Annotated in this window: 15 protein-coding genes; 9 read left to right on the forward strand and 6 right to left on the reverse strand. The window is 36.1% G+C overall.

Features of this window, described 5'->3' with window-relative positions; genetic code table 11:
• The 3 genes from DRF57_RS20475 to fmt all read left to right on the forward strand — a co-directional run.
• The coding region (locus DRF57_RS20475) for an OmpA family protein (RefSeq protein WP_133297558.1) at positions 1 to 745 on the forward strand (745 nt) is incomplete at its 5' end.
• Positions 746 to 822: 77 nt separating this feature from the next.
• The gene (locus DRF57_RS20480; protein ID WP_115920568.1) at positions 823 to 2730 is read left to right on the forward strand and encodes a RecQ family ATP-dependent DNA helicase; all 1908 of its coding nucleotides are present in this window, start codon (positions 823 to 825) and stop codon (positions 2728 to 2730) included.
• Positions 2731 to 2843: 113 nt separating this feature from the next.
• Positions 2844 to 3788 carry a methionyl-tRNA formyltransferase gene (fmt, locus tag DRF57_RS20485; protein ID WP_047490334.1) on the forward strand — a complete coding sequence of 315 codons (945 nt, stop codon included), beginning with the start codon at positions 2844 to 2846 and terminating at the stop codon, positions 3786 to 3788.
• 80 nt (positions 3789 to 3868) lie between these two features.
• On the opposite strand, the gene DRF57_RS20490 is transcribed toward fmt, so the two are convergent.
• The 3 genes from DRF57_RS20490 to DRF57_RS20500 all read right to left on the reverse strand — a co-directional run bounded on the left by DRF57_RS20490 (position 3869) and on the right by DRF57_RS20500 (position 6741).
• The gene (locus tag DRF57_RS20490; protein WP_052188648.1) at positions 3869 to 4450 is read right to left on the reverse strand and encodes a Crp/Fnr family transcriptional regulator; all 582 of its coding nucleotides are present in this window, start codon (positions 4448 to 4450) and stop codon (positions 3869 to 3871) included.
• Positions 4451 to 4547: 97 nt separating this feature from the next.
• A complete protein-coding gene (gene ribB, locus DRF57_RS20495) occupies positions 4548 to 5669 on the reverse strand; it encodes a 3,4-dihydroxy-2-butanone-4-phosphate synthase (protein WP_047490331.1) in 1122 nt (373 codons plus the stop codon).
• Positions 5670 to 5733: 64 nt separating this feature from the next.
• Positions 5734 to 6741, reverse strand: a complete 1008-nt coding sequence (locus DRF57_RS20500; protein ID WP_115920570.1) for an LLM class flavin-dependent oxidoreductase — start codon at positions 6739 to 6741, stop codon at positions 5734 to 5736.
• 182 nt (positions 6742 to 6923) lie between these two features.
• Between DRF57_RS20500 and DRF57_RS20505 the strand changes: the two genes are divergently transcribed.
• On the forward strand, positions 6924 to 7373 hold the full coding sequence (locus DRF57_RS20505) for a hypothetical protein (RefSeq protein WP_206607210.1): 450 nt from the start codon (positions 6924 to 6926) through the stop codon (positions 7371 to 7373).
• A 239-nt stretch (positions 7374 to 7612) separates the two neighbouring features.
• On the forward strand, positions 7613 to 8461 hold the full coding sequence (locus DRF57_RS20510; protein WP_084085431.1) for a M12 family metallopeptidase: 849 nt from the start codon (positions 7613 to 7615) through the stop codon (positions 8459 to 8461).
• 41 nt (positions 8462 to 8502) lie between these two features.
• On the opposite strand, the gene DRF57_RS20515 is transcribed toward DRF57_RS20510, so the two are convergent.
• Complete coding sequence (locus DRF57_RS20515; RefSeq protein ID WP_047490325.1) at positions 8503 to 10629, reverse strand: helix-turn-helix domain-containing protein; 2127 nt, start codon at positions 10627 to 10629, stop codon at positions 8503 to 8505.
• 82 nt (positions 10630 to 10711) lie between these two features.
• Here DRF57_RS20515 and DRF57_RS20520 point away from each other — a divergent pair, with 82 nt between their 5' ends.
• Positions 10712 to 11164 carry a peptidylprolyl isomerase PrsA family protein gene (locus tag DRF57_RS20520; RefSeq protein ID WP_047490323.1) on the forward strand — a complete coding sequence of 151 codons (453 nt, stop codon included), beginning with the start codon at positions 10712 to 10714 and terminating at the stop codon, positions 11162 to 11164.
• 185 nt (positions 11165 to 11349) lie between these two features.
• Here DRF57_RS20520 and DRF57_RS20525 read toward each other — a convergent pair whose 3' ends face one another.
• The gene (locus DRF57_RS20525) at positions 11350 to 11886 is read right to left on the reverse strand and encodes a gamma carbonic anhydrase family protein (RefSeq protein WP_047490320.1); all 537 of its coding nucleotides are present in this window, start codon (positions 11884 to 11886) and stop codon (positions 11350 to 11352) included.
• Positions 11887 to 12052: 166 nt separating this feature from the next.
• Between DRF57_RS20525 and DRF57_RS20530 the strand changes: the two genes are divergently transcribed.
• The 3 genes from DRF57_RS20530 to hemH are packed head-to-tail and all read left to right on the forward strand — an operon-like array spanning position 12053 to position 14520.
• Positions 12053 to 12931: a NifU family protein gene (locus tag DRF57_RS20530; protein ID WP_047490317.1), complete on the forward strand. Its 879-nt coding sequence runs from the start codon at positions 12053 to 12055 to the stop codon at positions 12929 to 12931.
• An 11-nt stretch (positions 12932 to 12942) separates the two neighbouring features.
• Positions 12943 to 13470 (forward strand): NADPH-dependent FMN reductase, encoded by a 528-nt coding sequence (locus DRF57_RS20535; RefSeq protein WP_115920572.1) that lies wholly within the window; start codon positions 12943 to 12945, stop codon positions 13468 to 13470.
• Positions 13471 to 13485: 15 nt separating this feature from the next.
• The gene (gene hemH / locus DRF57_RS20540; protein WP_047490311.1) at positions 13486 to 14520 is read left to right on the forward strand and encodes a ferrochelatase; all 1035 of its coding nucleotides are present in this window, start codon (positions 13486 to 13488) and stop codon (positions 14518 to 14520) included.
• 81 nt (positions 14521 to 14601) lie between these two features.
• Here the strand turns inward: hemH and DRF57_RS20545 are convergent, their stop codons facing one another.
• A complete protein-coding gene (locus DRF57_RS20545; RefSeq protein WP_052188647.1) occupies positions 14602 to 16557 on the reverse strand; it encodes a M4 family metallopeptidase in 1956 nt (651 codons plus the stop codon).
• Between the last annotated feature and the right edge of the window lie 61 nt (positions 16558 to 16618).

Consider the following 16618-nt stretch of genomic DNA (forward strand, 5'->3'; position numbering starts at 1 on the left):
TGGCGGAGATGCATACAGCGCTATCAACAAGCGTTCTGAGCAGGTTTCAGATAATTTCTTCAACGCTACTTTAGGACTTTCCATCAAGTTAGGAAAACACGAATCTCACTTAATGTGGCATGACCCACTTCAGGAAATCTATTACAAACTTGACGTTCTGGCTAACAAAAACCAGGATATTGAAGTATGTAAAAAAGGAGATGCTGATAATGACGGTGTATGCGACGACTGGGACAGACAACTTGACACTCCTGCAGGAGCAAGAGTAGATGGTGCAGGTGTTGCTCTTGACACGGATTTAGATGGCGTTATTGACCTTTACGATAAGTGTGTAACTGTTCCGGGACCTGTGGAAAACAACGGTTGCCCTACAAACACAGGACCAGTAATAGAAACAGAAACTAAATTAGAAGGTATTGAGTTTGACTTAAATTCTGACAGAATTTTACCATCAAATACTCCAATATTAAATAATGCTGTTAATTATATCAATTCTTCAAATGGTTCTTATAGTGTAATTGGTGCTACTGATACAAGAGGTACTGACGCTTATAACCAAAAATTATCTCAAAGAAGAGCTAATAATGTGAAGAACTATCTGATTAAAAACGGAGTTCAAAATGGTAAACTTAATGCAGTAGGGAAAGGTGAAAAAGACCTTAAATACCCTGAGTGTGAACCAGCTACAAAATGCCCTGAATGGAAAAACAGAGCAAACAGAAGAGTATACTTCGAAGCTAAATAATAAACTTATTAAGTATTATATAAAAGTCACGCATTGCGTGGCTTTTTTTGTTATAATACTTTCCTTATTTTTACCCTATGATTTCTCCGCAAGATTTTCAAAAGCTAAAATATGATACTCTTAAGTATTTCTGGGGTTACAATGACTTCAGAGATTCTCAGGAAGAAATCATCAATTCTGTTATTAACGAAAAAGATACACTGGTCTTACTGCCTACCGGTGCCGGAAAATCTTTATGCTATCAGCTACCGGCTTTGCTAAAGGAAGGAACCTGCCTGGTTATTTCCCCACTGTTGGCATTAATGAAAGACCAGGTAAATCAACTTAAATTCCGAAATATTGAAGCAGAGTACCTGTCTTCAGAATTGGATGAATATGATGCAGAAGCTATTTATGGCCGCTGTAAGGAAGGGCTTACAAAATTGTTGTACGTATCTCCGGAAAGACTTACCAATACCCAGTTTTTACAAAACATCCAGGATATTCAGCTCTCATTCATTGCTGTGGATGAAGCCCACTGTATTTCAGAATGGGGACAAGATTTTCGTCCCAGCTATCAAAATATAAAGGACTTCAGAAAAAACAATCCTGAAATCCCTTGCCTTGCATTAACAGCTACAGCAACTCCAAAGGTGCTGGAAGAAATTAAAAACAAACTTGAACTTAGGAAGCCTTCTGTATTTCAAAAAAGCTTCAAAAGAGACAATATTAAAATTTTCACTGAAGAAGTTGGAGATAAATTTCAGCGTGTTTTTGACATCCTTAAATACAATACAGATTCCGGAATCATCTATGTAAGGACCAGAAAGGAAGCAGAATTATTAGCAGAATTTCTGAAGAAAAACCAGTTGAAAAATGTAGATTATTTCCACGCAGGTTTAACAACAAAAGAGAAAAATACAAAACAAAATACCTGGAACAAAAGTGACAATCACGTTCTTATTTCTACCAATGCCTTTGGAATGGGTATTGACAAAGACAACGTACGTTTTGTCCTCCACTACTCTCCTGCTGCTTCTCTGGAGAACTATTACCAGGAAATAGGTAGATCCGGAAGAGACGGAAAAGACAGTTTCGCTTTTATGCTTTGGAATAAGCAGGAGCTGCTGAACTTCGATCAGATCTTAAAAAATCAGATTCCCAATAAAGCTGAGTTTTTAAAAATTATCAGTTACCTCTACTCTATTTTCCAGGTTGCTGAATTTGAGCAGCCGGAAAAAACCTTTCAGTTGAATATTGTCGGAATTCAGAATTTCACCAGACTCTCAAAGGCAAAAATTAATAATGTTCTTAATTTCCTTCACAATCAGGAAATCATTTACTATAATGACAACAAAAGTCTTTCTTCACTGGAGCTTTTTATGAAAGCAGATGAAATAGATCAGCTGCCACAGAAAGACGCCTATTTTATTGAACTTCTTTTCCGGACCATATCAGGTCTCACCACTCATAAAGTAATGTTCAGTGAACAGCAGGTAAGCAATAAGATTGAAGTAAGCATTCCTTTGATCAAAGAACGCCTGAAAGAGCTTCAGCAGAAAAACTATCTGGAATATATAGATGGTGCGCTTGCCAGCATCAAGTTTTTAAAACCCCGTGACGAAAGAATCATTACTCATAGCTATTGGAAACTTTTTGAGCATATTCAGAGAAACAAAATCCAGAAATGGGAAGAAATGAAGTTTTACGTGGAAAATAAAGACTACTGTAAAATGAAACTGATCCTCTCCTATTTTGGTGAAAAAAACTCAAAAAACTGTGGTCAGTGTTCTGTATGTGAAAAGAATAAGCAATCTATTTTCGGAAAAAATATTTCTCAGCAAATTATCAATTTACTGGCTAAAAGATCAGCTACTATTGAAGAACTTTCGGTGCAGCTAAGTTATCATTCTAAAGAAAACATTTTAGAAAACCTGATTTATCTGATGGATTCCGGAAAAGTAAAAATGCTTAATTTCAGAACATATGCACTGAATCATGAATAGGCAGATATAAGACTGGAGACTTAGATATGGGGATAAAGATATATTTTTGATAGACTGATACCTTCTATCCCATTCAAACCTGCAACTTTCCGCGAAAAACTTATCTTTGTATTATGAAATCATTGAAAGTTGTTTTTTTAGGAACTCCGGAATTCGCAAAGACTTCTCTGGAGGCTATTCATCAATCTCATCATCAGGTTGTAGGTGTTGTAACCGTTGCAGATAAAGCAAGCGGACGTGGGCAGAAAATTCACCAGTCACCTGTAAAAATATATGCTTCGGAAAATAATATTCCTGTTTTCCAACCTGAGAAACTGAGAAACCCTGAATTTTTAGAAGAGCTTAGAAATCTTGAAGCTGATGTTTTTGTGGTAGTTGCTTTTAGAATGATGCCTAAAGTTCTTTTTGAAATGCCGGCCATGGGAACATTTAATCTTCATGCCTCTTTATTACCTGATTACAGAGGAGCAGCTCCTATCAATTATGCCGTAATTAACGGAGAAGAAAAAACAGGAGCCACTACTTTCTTTATCAACGAAAAAATAGATGAAGGGAATATTCTCCTACAGGAAGAACTTAACGTTTTACCTGACGAGAATGCAGGAGCTCTTCATGACAGGCTGATGGAAATGGGTTCAAAACTGGTGGTTAAAACACTGGATGGATTGGCTGAAAACACCATCAAAGAAAGACCTCAGCCACAAGTAGAACATCCAAAAAACGCATATAAAATCTTTAAAGAAGATACCAAAATCAATTGGGATGCTCCTTCTAAAACCGTTCATCAGTTTATCCTTGGAATGTCTCCTTATCCTGCAGCTTTCACCACTCTAAAAATTGGAGAAGATGAAAAAGGGTTGAAAATATTCAGTGGGAAATTTGAAATTTCAGACCATGGAAAATCTTCCGGAACTCTAGATATCTCAAAAAATGAATTTAAGATTTATACCCAGGATGGGGTTTATTTTCCACAGGAACTTCAGTTGGAAGGAAAGAAAAGAATGACCGTAAAAGACTTTCTGAACGGCTTCAGAAATTTTGACGAAATAACATTATAAGCCTGGCTATATATTAAAACTTCAATCACAAAAGGCTTCATCTTATTTCAAACAAAAGATAAAGCCTTTTGTGGTTAATACTAAGTCTTACTTACAATTTTCCTGCGTATTCTGCTTATAAACTCCGGAGTTACCCCCAAATAGGCTCCAATTTGTATATTGGTAAGACGGTGCGCTATTTCAGGATATTCCTTCAGAAAATCAAGATAGCGTTCATCTGACGATTTGCTTAGATTATCAATAATTCTACGTTGTAATGCAATAATTGACCGTTGAAACTTCAGTCTCATCAATCTTTCAATCTCAGGAATTTCCAGATAAAACCTTTCTTTATCTTGCTTTGAAATAAGAAGAATTTCACTGTCTTCAATAGCCTGAATATTAAGCTTTGATGGAATACCGGTAATGAAGCTGTCTATATCTGAAAGCCACCAGTTCTCAATCCCAAAGTACAGTATCTGCTCTGCACCATTGTGGTCGGTATGGGAAACTTTAAAACACCCATTCACAACAAATCCTTCAAATCCACAAACATCTCCTTCTCTTAAAAGAAAATCTTTTTTCTTTATTTTCTGAAGATGAAAAGCATTGCAATATTGCTCCAGTTTTTCATCTGGAATATCTACGTAACCTTTGATGTGTGTCTTTAAAGCCTTAGTCATGGTTTAAAAATAAAAAAAGGTTTAGAAAAATCCTAAACCTTTTTTCATTCATCAATATATTCGCAGCAAAGCCGGTCCTCTATTGATCATTTATTTGTTATAACTGAACCAGCTCAGTAACTTCTACATCATATCCTCCAACCTGAGGTTTGATATTAGGGTTTTGAGTGATTACTTTAAACTTATTAATTCCTAAATTCTTTAAGATCTGTGTTCCAATACCATAATCTCTGTAGTTGTATGCTAAAGTAGGATGCTGCTCCTGCCCGTCCTGATAATTCAGGAACTGCTGAAGTTTTCTCAATGTATTTTCAGAGTTTGAAACGTTATTGATGAAAATAATTGCTCCCTTTCCTGCTTCGTTTACCATACCGGTTACTTTTTCCAATAAAGGTTTTTCTCCGTTATTTAATCTTGTCAGCACATCAAAATAGGAATCTGAAGACTGTACTCTTACTAAAACAGGCTCATCCACAGTCCATGCTCCTTTTGTCAAAGCAAAGTGGATCTGGTCATTTGAAGTCTCTCTGAATGCGTAGAAATCGAAATCACCATAATGCGTTTTTACTTTTTTCTCTTCAAGTCTTTCAACCAGATTTCCTTTTTTAAGCTGATAATGAATTAAATCTTCAATAGAAACAATTTTCATATCGTGCTTCTGGGCGAATGCGTGAAGTTCCGGTAAACGAGACATCGTACCATCTTCATTCATAATCTCACAGATTACTCCACCTTCTTTCAAACCTGAAAGATGGGTAAGGTCAATAGCAGCTTCAGTATGTCCTGCTCTTTTTAAAACCCCTCCTTTTCTTGCACGAAGCGGGAAAATATGTCCGGGTCTCATAAAATCTGTAGGCTTAGATTTCTCATCCATTAAAGCCAGAATTGTTTTAGCTCTGTCACCAGCAGAAATACCGGTAGAAGTCCCATTACCCAAAAGGTCAACAGATACTGTAAAAGCAGTTTCTTTAGGATCGCTGCTTCTGCTTACCATAACCTCTAATCCAAGCTCATCACATCTTTTTTCAGGAAGAGGCATACAGATCAATCCTCTACCGTGAAGGGCCATAAAGTTGATAATTTCCGGAGTTGTCAGTTCAGCAGCACAAAGAAAGTCACCTTCATTTTCTCTATCTTCATCATCTACTACTATGATTATTTTACCATTTTTAAGGTCTTCAATAGCCTCTGGAATAGTATTTAATTTAATATCGGACATTTTTACTTTTTATTTTTGCAAAGATACTTATAAAAATAAGCATCTGCCAATTAATATCAATGGTTTATTGTGCTTGAGATAAAGAGTTGACCGCTTCTCTTATGATTTCGTAAGATCTCAGTCTTTTCTGATGATCATAAATATGAGAATTGATGATCAGCTCATCTACGTTGAATTTGTTTTGGAAATCTTTAATTTTTTCCTGAATTTCAGTTTGATCTCCTATAAAAGTATATCTCAGCTTCTGTAAAACCATCGATTTCTCCATAGGTGACCAGACGTCATCCATATCATCTACCGGCGGTGCAAAAGGCTTTCTGTCATTCCTTACAATATTGATAAATGCCTGGAATAATGTGGTAGAAAGCTTATGAGCTTCTTCAGTAGTTTCTGCTGCTACTCCATTCACACAAGCCATTACATAAGGCTGATCTAAGTATTGAGAAGGTTGAAAATGTTCTCTGTATATTTTAAAGGCCATTTCCATTTGCTCAGGAGCAAAATGTCCGGCAAATGCATAAGGCAGTCCAAGCTCTGCTGCTAGCCATGCACTGTCTGTGCTTGATCCTAGTATATAAATAGGAACATCAAGACCTTCTCCCGGAATAGCCCGTACCATTGCATCAGCATTTTCTTTGGAAAAATACCGCTGAAGCTCTAAAATCTGTCTTGGAAACTGTTCATTAATAATCGCTGGATTTCTTCCCAATGCCTGAGCCGTTAATCCATCTGTCCCTGGAGCTCTTCCCACCCCGAGATCAATCCTTCCGGGAAAAAGAGATTCCAAAGTTCCGAATTGCTCTGCAATAATCAGAGAACTGTGATTAGGAAGCATAATACCCCCTGAACCTACTCTTATTTTTTTTGTTCCATTGGCAATAAAACCAATTAAAACTGAGGTAGCAGAACTCGCAATACTTTCCATATTGTGATGCTCGGCAAGCCAGAATCTTGTATAGTTTAAGTTTTCAGTATGACGAGCTAAAGATAAGCTATCCTGAAACGTATCATGAATGCTTTTTCCCTGCTTTACCGGAGCAAGGTCTAAAACAGAAATTTCAAAATTTTTCATAATTATAAATTGGGGCTTAAAAAACCAAACAAATTTAAAACATAAAAATTGCATTAGTTACTTTTTGTAATTGATAAGTCTGATCGCCTAGTTCAGGCAAAAACTATTGAAATTGAAACGCTGTTTGATTCCTTTTGCTTACAGCTATAAATTAAGTAAATTGCTCAAGAAAACTTACAATCATGAAAACAAAAATAATGTATATCGAAAACAAGTCCTTTGGCCACTATGGACCGGCTTGGATTGGTTTTGTAGAATTTTCAAAATCCGGACAAACCCTTTATTTTAATGATAAGGCATTAAAGAAACTCAAAAGACCTGAATATGTTGCTAATTATTTTGACATAGAAACCGGAGAAGAATACTGGGTTTCTGGTGTTAAAAAAAATGGACAAAATAGGCATCAGTTCGGTGGAGGAAAAATCATGCTGGATAAAAATTCGGTTGATGAATATCTGAAATTAGTAGATTTTAATAGTATTGATGTTAATCACTTTGAGATCGTTGAGTTCATCACCATGGATAAAAGAAGATTCAACACAATAGAAAACTCAAAAACCGAATACCGGGATAACAGTTATCATGCTACTTTTTATGATAACAACCGTAGAAAATTAATTTTAGATATCTGAATTTTAAAGAAGCTGTTTCAAGTAATAAATATAAAGAAAGGTTTTGGCTGCAGTCAAAGCCTTTTTCTTTGATATAACGTTTAGATTTTCTCTTTTTTAATGTCTATAATTAAAAATAACTAATTATCACAATAATCAATATTTTAATAAAAATAATTCATTTATAAGAGAAATAAATTATTATATTAGTACTTTAAAAAGAAAATAAATACATTTTAACACCACTTAAAAATATTCTTATGAACAAAAAATTGAATGACTTACTGTATCGGAAGCTGTTGACAAAAAGAACGGTCTTTATGAGCTTCATTATCGCTGCTACTTTAGCATCCTGTAGTAAAAATAACGATGAAATGGCTACAGAGACCCAGACCAATGCTTTACAGCTCGAAAATGTTAAAAACGGACGACTGGGAGGGCAAGATATTACGTATGAAAGAAAGAATGGAATGAATTTTTTCCAGGGAGACATTGTACTTTCCGACCAACAGTTGGCAGGAGATAATGCTCTTCATAAAGGAGGTGCCAGTTTCTCAAGATGGCCGGGAGCTAAAATTTATTATACTGTTGCGGGTAATATGGGTTCTATCAATGCCAATAAAATAACTACAGCGGTTAATGAATATAATTCCAAAACCAATACCCAATGGATTCCGCGTACCAACCAGACCAATTATGTAGAATTTATTTTCGGAAGTTCATCCGGATCAGATGGGTGGGCTCATATCGGATATCAGGGAGGAAAACAAACTATATCTTTGGATCAATATATTTCTGTGGGATCTGTGATCCATGAAATGGGGCATACTGTAGGGCTTTATCATGAACATGCCCGTAAAGACAGGGATCAGTATGTGAGTATCCAGTGGAACAATATTCAGGATGGGCAGGCTTATAATTTCAATATGTACAATTCCGGAACAGACATAGGCCCTTTCAATATTAATTCAGTGATGATGTATTGGCCTAATTCCTATTCTAAAAATGGACAGCCTACGATTAAGAGGGCTAACAATACTACGTTTACCTACAACAGAACAGGTTTTACAACCGGCGATATTAATACAATCAATGCGATGTATCCTTAGTTTTTGTAACCAAGATATCAATTAAAAAAGGAAAAGAATTCTTATGAATTCTTTTCCTTTTTATAATTATAGTGATTGATCAGAATCCTGATCTCATTAAATTCAAAATTACTTGGCAGTACATTCTTCCATTCTGTCAAAGTTTCCTGAGGGTTTTTATAAAACTCTGTTTCAAAAGCTTTGATTTTATCGGAAGTAATGACTCTTGAAATATCCAGCAATCCCTGTTCTGCAAATTTAGCAAGGTGACCGATTACGGTTTCTTTTACCAAGCCTCTTTCCAAAGCAATTTCTCCAATGGTTTTTCCTTGTTCGAATAACTGGAAAGTTAAAACCTGTGAAGGCACTTTAGCGATTTTCAGATTGATTTCTTTATCATTCTTTTCATCTAAAAGCTTCGTTTCAAGAAGGTGAATATCTTTCAGGCTGTTCAAATATTCCTCAATATCTTCCAACCAGTTTCTGAATTCATCATTATACTGTTTTAGGCCTTTGGCTCCTTTGATCTCAGCATAAAATTCTTTTAAAGGATTAAAAATTTTATCTCTGGTTTCCACAAAGAAAAAATTAACCGCCCCTTTTGTTTTGCTTTCAATTTCAGCCCATTCTTCTTTTTTCTCAATAAAATTATTAACCTTCTGGAAAATAACTCTTTCTAATTTCTCAAAGATCTTTCCAAGATTTACGCTTTCATGTTTCAGCTGAAGGTACAGCTGATTGGTTTTAACATGGTCTAAATTTTTGGTAACTACAGACAGCTTATTCCAGTCTTCCACCTCTTTTAAAAACCATAAACAATCTACTGTACGAAGTACTTTTCTGATACTGTAATCATATTTTTCCTGATTCAGGATAGATTCAATATGATCATTAGCCACTGTATCTGTATGGAAATGAAGAATCCTGTTGTCTTTAAAAATAACTTCAGGAGTAATTTTTGATTTTAAAACAATTCCTTCCAATGTTCTGCAACGGGACAACGCTACATATACCTGACCGGCAGTAAAACTTTTTCCTGCATCAATGATTATCTTATCAAAGGTTAGTCCCTGGCTTTTGTGGATGGTAACTGCCCAGGCCAATTTTATCGGAAACTGCTCAAAACTCCCTAATACCTCTTCCTGAATGGTTTTATCGGTATCCAGGAAATATTTTTTCTGTTCCCAGGTCTCTCTTTTCACCGTGATTTCAAGCTCACTTTCATCCAGAACAACCCGGATTTCATTTTTGTCCAACCCGATAATTTCCCCCAATTTCCCGTTGAAATACCTCTTTTCCCCGGAAATATCATTCCTGATGAACATAATCTGTGCTCCAATTTTCAATTCTAAAAATTGTTCATTAGGGAACTGATTTTCTTTAAAATCTCCTACAAGTTTAGCCTCATAGGTTTGAGCATCTACTTTTATTTCTGCTAATTTCTCCTGATTGATCTCATCAGCCATTTTGTTGTGAGAACAAAGGTAAACGTATGATTCTTTCCCAATATTGAAATCAGGATCATATCTTTTATTCAGGTAATCAAAATCTATATTCGCCACATCACCATCACGGATAGCATTCAGGATTTCCAAAAATTCTTCATCAGACTGTCTGTACACTTTCGTCAGCTCAATGGTAACCAAAGGAATATCTTTAATAGCATGGCTATCAAAAAAGAATGGTGAATTGTAATACATTTTTAGGATATGTTCATCCCTCACTACCGGCGGAAGCTGATAAAGATCTCCGATAAACAGCATTTGTACTCCTCCAAACCTTTGATTATTCCTTCTGATAAACCGTAAAGAGAAATCCATCATATCCAAAACATCTGCTCTCAACATAGAAACCTCGTCTATAATAATGATTTCAACTTCTCTTAAAAGCTTAAGTTTATCCTTCCGGTATTTAAAATGGGGCATCAGGTCAGCTATATTATTAGCCAAACTGGTATCTATCCTTTCCGTAGTGGGCAGAAAAGTTCTCAATGGTAATCCAAACATCGAATGGATGGTAACACCACCTGCATTGATTGCGGCAATACCCGTAGGTGCTACCACAACATGTTTTTTCTTTGTCCGCTTTACAAAGTCATTAAGAAATGTAGTCTTTCCTGTCCCGGCTTTTCCAGTCAGAAAGACACTTCGGTTCGTGTGCTCTAATAAGTCAAAAAAATGATTGTTCATCGTTGTCAAAAATACGGAAATGAATTTGATTTTCTTACCTTGGCACAAGTTTTGAAAATTCTTACTAAGAACAATGTTTATAATGAAAAAAAAATTTATCCTTATTCCTGCGTTAGTATTATGTACTACATTCAGTCTTATTTCATGTAATACCTCAAAGAATGCAAATACCAATCTTCCGAAAGATATTTCTGAAAGACCTGCTGATCAGGACAGTCAAAAATACGACCAGGCATTATTGGATAAATTAAAAGCCTCTATTGAATCTGAAGTTTCCGGTGAAAAATGTACTGACGCCAATGAATGGGCATTTGCTCCAATGGGATTAAAATCATGCGGCGGACCTCAGCAGTATATTGCTTATCCAAAAAAAATAGAAGCCTCTATCATATCAAGAATTAAAGACTATACGGATAAGGTCAGAATTTTTAATGAAAAATATAATATTGTGTCTGATTGTGTGGTGATCACTCCTCCTACCTCTCTTAAATGTGTTAACGGAAAGATAAGACTCATCACCCCGGATATCAATTAAAAATAAAGCAAAGGTTCTATAATCAAATCATTACAAATTCTTTTAAGGAATTTTTATACTAGGATGATATACAAAGCTCCATCAAAAGATGGAGCTTTGTTGTATATTGATGTAACGATAAATGAAGTTTTGGTTTCAGAAGAGAAAATTCTTTCCATCCCGAAACCCGCAACAGATATCCCCGATTATAATTCGTAGTCTTTTACATTTTCCTTATACCACGAAGAGTATTTCACATAATTATCAGCAATTCTGTTCACTTCTCCTTCCAGCAATTGGGCATTAATATCCTTAATTTTCTTGGCAGGAACTCCTCCCCAAACTTCTCCGGATTTAATGTGAGTTCCCTGAGTCACTACAGATCCCGCCCCTACGATAGAATTTTCTTCCACCAGGCAGTCATCCATTACAATAGCTCCCATTCCGATCAGTACATTATCTTTGATTGTACATCCATGCACAATAGCATTGTGGCCAATGGAAACATTGTTCCCAATATTCAAAGGATGTTTCTGATAAGTACAGTGCAGCATTGCATTATCCTGAACATTTACTTTATCTCCCATTTTAATATAATGTACATCACCTCTGATCACTGCATTATACCAAACACTGCAGTCTCTTCCCATGGTAACATCTCCAATAATGGTTGCTGTTTCTGCTAAAAAAGTATTCTCTCCGATCTGTGGTATTTTCCCTAAAAGTTCTTTTATAAGTGCCATAGTTTTAATTTGAAATTTAAAAAATAAGCTTACTTGAAAATTATAATTTACCTACTTCTATTCAGTGTATCTAACTTCTAAATTAAAGCGATAGCAAAAATCTAACTCTCAACTTTCAGCTTCTAACTTCTAATGCGTATTTTTGTATCTCAAATTTAACGAAAAAATGCGTACCGTACTTATAGAACCAACTGAAAATCCAAAAGTGATGAAGTTTGTAGCAGATTACAATCTTATCCCGGGATCTTTAGAATTGGACAGAAACTCAGATATTTCAGAAATTCCTTTAGCACAAGAGCTTTTCAATTATCCTTTTGTAGAAAGAATTTTTATTACAGCTAATTTTGTAGCTATTGCAAAACAGGATACCATAGAATGGGAACATGTAGCTGAAAGTCTGAAAAATGTGATTGAGGATGAGCTATTGGCAAACCCAAGAATTTATCTTCAGAAGAAAAAGGAGATGTATCAGATTTATTCTGAGATGACTCCTAACCCCAACGTGATGAAATTTGTGTCAAGCAAATTACTGATGGATGGTTTCGTGGAAGTAAAATCAAGAGATGCAGCCGCTGAAGTTCCTTTAGCTGAAGCGATCTTCAAAGAATTTGATTTTGCTACTGAAGTTTTTATTTCTGACAATTTCGTGGCTGTTACTAAAGATCATTCTGTAGAATGGCATCAGGTAATGATGACTGTTCGTGCCCAGATTGCAGAATATCTTCAAAACGGAGGGGAAATATCAAAAGCTGAACCTCAGAAACATGAAAATCCTGTTGAAAAAATCATCAACAGAGAGTATACGGATGATGAGCAGAAGATTTCTGATATTCTGAATGAATATGTTGCTCCCGCAGTAGAAAATGATGGTGGAAAAATTTCTTTAATGGAATATGATGAAGCGAGTAAAACAGCAAAAATGCTTCTACAGGGTGCTTGTTCAGGATGTCCAAGCTCTACCGCTACTTTGAAAAACGGAATTGAGAACATTTTAAAACAATTTGTTCCTGATTTGGTAGAAAGAGTGGAGGCTGTGAACGGATAACAGAAATAAAAATGCCTCCCGGAAATAAAATCATAGTAGTTATTGGAAGTGCTTCAAAAAACTCCAGTAATCAGAAACTGATAGAACAGGTGCTGGAACAACATCCATATGTTGATTTCAAAATGATTGAAGATCTTTCTGTTCTTCCTCATTTTGATACTGCATTAACAGATCATCATACGCCGGAAGAAATACTCGGCGTAAGAGAAGACATCAAAAACTCAAAGGGCGTTTTATTTTGCACACCGGAATATATTTTCAGTATTCCGGGCAGACTAAAAAATCTATTGGAATGGTGTGTTTCTACGACTGTTTTTTCTGACAAACCTGCAGCAGTCATTACTGCTTCGGCAAATGGAGAAAAAGGTCACGAAGAACTATTAATGATTTTAAAAACTCTCGGAGCAACAATAGCAGCAGATCATCAGCTGCTGATAAAAGGAATAAAGGGGAAATTAAATAGCGATGGCTTAGTTGAAAATAATACATTTGCCAAAGTCTCAGAATTAGTAACAGATTTCAACAAGTCTGTTTCATAATTAAAATAAAAAATATTGGATAAAAAAGGAATTTTACTGGTAAATCTTGGATCGCCAAAGTCTACAGCGGTAAACGACGTAAAGGAATATCTTGATGAATTTTTGATGGATGAAAGGGTAATTGATTACCGTTGGATCTTTAGAGCACTTCTTGTCCGTGGAATTATTTTAAACACAAGACCTGCAAAATCTGCCGAAGCTTATAAAACAGTTTGGACAGACGAAGGATCTCCACTTATCGTTATTACTGAAAAAATTAAGAAGAAACTTCAGAAAGTTGTAGATGTTCCGGTAGAAATCGGAATGCGGTATGCCCAGCCAAGTATTGAAACCGGTATTCAGAAATTGGTGGATCAGGGCATTTCAGAGATCGTACTTTTCCCACTGTACCCCCAATATGCGATGAGTACAACGGAAACAGTGATTGAAATGGCAGAAGAGGTAAGAAAGAAGAAATTCCCGAAAGTAAAGATCAATTATATCCAACCTTTCTATAACAGGGATATTTATATTAACTGTCTTGCGGAGAGTATTAAAGAAAAACTTCCGGAAAACTTTGATGCACTGCAGTTTTCTTATCACGGTGTTCCAGAAAGGCATATTTATAAAACAGATCCGTCCAAAACCTGTAAAATTGATGATGCAAACTGTATCAACAGTCAGGTGGACACCCACAACGCGTATTGCTATAGACATCAATGTTATAAAACCACTGAAGCAGTCATTGCTAAAATGGGTCTTCCAAAAGAAAAAACAATTGTTTCTTTCCAGTCAAGACTGGGAAAAGACAAATGGATTGAGCCTTATACAGATGAAACCTTGGAGACTATTCCTAAAAAAGGAGTAAAAAACCTTGCTGTAGTTTGTCCTGCTTTCGTTTCGGATTGTCTTGAAACCTTAGAAGAAATTTCTGTGGAAGGAAAAGAACAATTCCTGCATGGCGGAGGCGAAAACTTCCATTATATTCCATGTCTGAATGATGAAGACCGATGGATTGAAGTAGTAAAAACGCTTTGCGAAGAAAAGCTGAATGATTTCTATTTGGTGTAATCTCACTTCACTAAAAACATACAAAAGGCCACAAGTACTTTACTTGTGGCCTTTTTAATTGACTATATTATAACTAAAGGATTATTTTTTAATCAAGTTTCCTGCCTTCTGACCATTCACGGTTACAACGTATACACCAGGAAGGATATTAGAAGGAAGCTGTATATTGATTCTGTTTCCTCCGTCAGTAAGGTTCACTTTTTCAGAAAGTTCTCTCTTACCTGTTAAACTTACCAATTCTACGATTCCATTTCCGGCTTTCGCTTCAAATTCTACCGTAAACCTGTCTGTAGCAGGATTCGGGCTGATGGTATATGGAGAAACTTTTGATGCAGAAGCAATAAGTCCCGCAGCAGAAGTACCTCCTCCAACACCTACAGCATTCCAGGCATTTGTAACCTGTGTTACTTCATTGCTTCCTGCTCCATACAAATCTGTGGCTGCCTGAAGAGAATAGGTTCTCGCATTGGCATAAGTAGAAGCAGAAGTAAGATAAGTAGTCAAAGTTCTGTAAGCAATTGCTCCTGCCTTATCCAATCCTACTCCTGAAACATTATAAGCAAATCCATTATCATTAGCTCCCGTGCCCCCTGTTACTAATAAATAATACCAGAAATTAAGGACTCCTGAATTGGTATGAACTCCACAGTAGTCATTCAGATCCCGATTTGGTACTGCACATCCTGTAGTGCTTACATCCTTCCAATAAGTGCCTTTATACGTATCCGGTTGCTTAAAAGCATTGGGATTTGCCATATCTCTGATGACATAGTTGAAATCTTCACCTATTGTCCAGCTCGCCTGGCTAGGCCTTGCCCAACGTTCTATGGTATTTCCAAAAATATCAGAGAAACCTTCATTGAGCGCTCCCGGTTCTCTTTCGTATACAAGATTGGCAGTTTTAGAGGTCATTCCATGGGTAATCTCATGCCCACAGACATCAATAGCTGTTAATGGTTTATTTCCGTTATTGGCATTTCCATCCCCATAAGTCATTCTGGAACCATCCCAGGAAGCATTGAAATAATTGGTTGAATAATGAACGTAGGATTTGATCGCAAAATTATTATTATCAATACTTTTTCTTCCAAATTTCGTAAAATAATAATCTAATGTCATTTCTGCTCCCCAATGGGCATCTGTAGCATACTGATCTTTATTGATATTCACATTATTCCATACGTTATCGGTATCTGTAAAATCTACAGCAGAAGAATAATTGGTCCCTTTTTTCAAATTATAGGTTTCTACAGCTGTTCCCCCATTTCTTCCGGTTTCTCTTAACCTATAGCTTCCATTGTAAGAGTCAGCTACGATATTCCGGTTTCCGCTATAAGCGGTAGTAGCCGTTCCCGGAGTATTTACCTCATGGATGATTGCATTTGTACCCAAAACCTTACCGTTTTTGGCATCTACAAAAACATATTGTCTGCTTAACGGTTTTTCTGCATAGATATCAAATTTATAAGCCAATACTAAGTCGGTCAGCTTATCATCAGAAGGATCTGAGTAATACACCAATTCGCCTTTCGGAACAAAACTTGCATCCGCATTGCCAGATTCTCTTTTAATAAAATCTTCCTCTTCCTTATTTTCCCATTTATATGAGTCTGCACCTACAAATGACAGTGCATTTTGCAATGCTATACTTTCAGAGATGTTAGCCTTTTTTTCAGCCTTTTCCGGAACTTTAAGAATCCAATTTCCGGACTGCCCTACAATTTTGCCTCCTTTCGTCTGTACAGCCATCATTCCGTATTCTACAGGAATATTATTTACGGTCTGTTGAAATCGATGGGTTTCAAAACCCAGTGCATCTTTTTCAAGTCCCAATTTACGGGCCTGTCCTGGTGCAAGTCTTTGAGAAGTTTCATCAAATAAAACCGGGCTTCCTTGAAAAGTGGGTGCATTTTTATCGAATCTCATGAATTCTGCATGCAATCCGTCTTTACCCGGAATTAATTTTGATGGAGTGTTTTGTCCAAAAACAAAAGAGCAGGCAGCAACGCTTGCCACTAAAATAAACTTTGTCTTCATAATAATTTTTGTTAGTGTGAAAAACGAATTTATAAATTTTTCACAATAAAATGATTAATTC

This window comes from Chryseobacterium rhizosphaerae (assembly GCF_003385455.1).
Lineage (GTDB): Bacteria > Bacteroidota > Bacteroidia > Flavobacteriales > Weeksellaceae > Chryseobacterium > Chryseobacterium rhizosphaerae.

Bases quoted from the DNA above. Each gene is read 5' to 3' on its own strand.
- DRF57_RS20480 (WP_115920568.1), top strand. From the start codon at position 823: ATGATTTCTCCGCAAGATTTTCAAAAGCTAAAATATGATACTCTTAAG.
- fmt (WP_047490334.1), top strand. From the start codon at position 2,844: ATGAAATCATTGAAAGTTGTTTTTTTAGGAACTCCGGAATTCGCAAAG.
- DRF57_RS20490 (WP_052188648.1), bottom strand. From the start codon at position 4,450: ATGACTAAGGCTTTAAAGACACACATCAAAGGTTACGTAGATATTCCA.
- ribB (WP_047490331.1), bottom strand. From the start codon at position 5,669: ATGTCCGATATTAAATTAAATACTATTCCAGAGGCTATTGAAGACCTT.
- DRF57_RS20500 (WP_115920570.1), bottom strand. From the start codon at position 6,741: ATGAAAAATTTTGAAATTTCTGTTTTAGACCTTGCTCCGGTAAAGCAG.
- DRF57_RS20505 (WP_206607210.1), top strand. From the start codon at position 6,924: ATGAAAACAAAAATAATGTATATCGAAAACAAGTCCTTTGGCCACTAT.
- DRF57_RS20510 (WP_084085431.1), top strand. From the start codon at position 7,613: ATGAACAAAAAATTGAATGACTTACTGTATCGGAAGCTGTTGACAAAA.
- DRF57_RS20515 (WP_047490325.1), bottom strand. From the start codon at position 10,629: ATGAACAATCATTTTTTTGACTTATTAGAGCACACGAACCGAAGTGTC.
- DRF57_RS20520 (WP_047490323.1), top strand. From the start codon at position 10,712: ATGAAAAAAAAATTTATCCTTATTCCTGCGTTAGTATTATGTACTACA.
- DRF57_RS20525 (WP_047490320.1), bottom strand. From the start codon at position 11,886: ATGGCACTTATAAAAGAACTTTTAGGGAAAATACCACAGATCGGAGAG.
- DRF57_RS20530 (WP_047490317.1), top strand. From the start codon at position 12,053: ATGCGTACCGTACTTATAGAACCAACTGAAAATCCAAAAGTGATGAAG.
- DRF57_RS20535 (WP_115920572.1), top strand. From the start codon at position 12,943: ATGCCTCCCGGAAATAAAATCATAGTAGTTATTGGAAGTGCTTCAAAA.
- DRF57_RS20545 (WP_052188647.1), bottom strand. From the start codon at position 16,557: ATGAAGACAAAGTTTATTTTAGTGGCAAGCGTTGCTGCCTGCTCTTTT.